Origin of the sequence: Sutcliffiella sp. NPDC057660, assembly GCF_042800035.1 — a bacterium.
Taxonomy (GTDB): domain Bacteria; phylum Bacillota; class Bacilli; order Bacillales; family Bacillaceae_I; genus Sutcliffiella_A.
Window position 1 is genome coordinate 1 of sequence record NZ_JBHVHV010000046.1, and the last position, 1,384, is coordinate 1,384.

Below are 1,384 nucleotides of genomic sequence, written 5' to 3' on the forward strand. Positions count from 1 at the left end.
GGTTCTATAATAAATGTTGGGGTTCCTACACAATTTGAAGACATAAAAAATGCACGTAATCACCCAGTCTAATATACTTGAATTGTCGAGAAACAAGTATAGATTGGAGATACGTGCATAATGAATTCTAACATAAAGCTGCCAGGATTTGAAGAAGTGATCGTGATGAAAATGGAGGAAGTGGAGGAAAAGCTCACTATACATGTAGAAATGCCTGTAAAACCCCATCTCTGCCCATTATGTAAATCACCCACAGAAAAAATTCATGACTATCGAGTACAGAAAATCAAGCATTTAAAAATATTCGAAAGACAGACGCTGCTTTTCTACAGAAGGCGCCGTTATGTCTGCGAGTGTGGAAAAAAGTTCGCCGAGAAGACCCCTCTTGTGAAACGGTATCAGCGACTATCCGTGGAATTAAATCAGGCAATCAAAATCCGCAGTATTAAAGGGAAAACCTTTAAAGAAACGGCGGAAGTGTATGGGGCTTCTTCGTCCACGGTGGTCAGAAGGTTTGACCAATTGGCGGAGAGTACGGTCAATGAAGAAGCAAAAGAGCTACCGAAAGTCATCGCAATTGATGAGTATAAAGGGGACACGAGAGAGGGAAAGTACCAGCTCATCATCGCCAATGGAATAACGAAAGAACCAATTGATATTCTTCCAAACCGCTATAAAAATACCATTAAGCATTATCTGCGAAAGTTCGGTGCCAAGGTGGAAGTAGTGGTCATGGACATGAGCCACTCCTTTAAGGCGGCTGTTCAGCAGGCGCTTGGAAAGCCGGTCATTGTGGCCGATCGATTTCACTTTGTTCGGTATATTTACTGGGCGATGGACGGTGTCAGACGAAGAGTACAGTCTGGGTGGCATGACTACGATCGGAAGAAATGTAAGAGGATGCGACATGTGTTTTATAAGCGATCCAACAAATTAACGGAAGATGACAAATGGTACCTCCGAAGATATCTTGATCTGTCCCCTGAACTCCAAAAAGCATATGAGCTAAAGGAACAGTTTTGTCTCTGGTTTGACGAGGCTAAGCAGAATGGCGAGAAAGACATCCTCCAAACCAAAAATGCCTTACATGGTTTTTACGAGTTGGTCAATCAGGCTGACATTCCCGAATTCGCAAAGGCTGTCCAGACGATAAAAAACTGGCAGATAGAGATACTGAATAGCTTTAGCTATAACTATTCTAACGGCTTTTTAGAGGGGATTAACAACTTAACGAAAGTGATGAAACGGAACGCTTTTGGTTTTAGAAGCTTTAAGCGTTTTCGAGCAAAAATACTATTAACACATAAGTATAAAAGATTGGGTACGCATATTGGATAAGGGTGAAGTAAAAATCACTTCACCCCAACATTTGACGTAGAACCAA

The 1,384-nt window shown here is 41.6% G+C and carries 1 protein-coding gene; it reads left to right on the top strand.

The genetic code is table 11. The features are described from left to right. The first annotated feature begins 120 nt into the window (after window positions 1-120). On the top strand, window positions 121-1,338 hold the full coding sequence (locus tag ACFVAD_RS24245; protein WP_386646478.1) for an ISL3 family transposase: 1,218 nt from the start codon (window positions 121-123) through the stop codon (window positions 1,336-1,338). The last annotated feature ends 46 nt before the right edge of the window (window positions 1,339-1,384 follow it).